A 203-nucleotide genomic window follows, 5' to 3' on the forward strand; every position below is an offset into this window, starting at 1 on the left:
GCTCGTTGACGTTTTTGGGTACCGTCTTCGAGTAATTGTTTTTCCCATTGAGGTATAAATACTTTGCAAAAATCGTCGACATCGCAAAACAATTCAACTAATTTAATCATGCCTGTTCCTTGTTTATCCAATCGTTCTTGGTCGAAAGATCGGATCTCGGAACAGGCATTTAGTTCAATTTTCTTAAACGAGATTCAGGTTAA

Annotated in this window: 1 pseudogene; it reads right to left on the reverse strand. The window is 37.4% G+C overall.

Features of this window, described 5'->3' with window-relative positions:
- A pseudogene (locus P20311_RS18960) lies at positions 1-110 on the reverse strand (IS982 family transposase); the annotation flags it as partial.
- Between the last annotated feature and the right edge of the window lie 93 nt (positions 111-203).

Source organism: Pseudoalteromonas sp. BSi20311 (assembly GCF_000239875.1).
GTDB lineage: Bacteria > Pseudomonadota > Gammaproteobacteria > Enterobacterales > Alteromonadaceae > Pseudoalteromonas.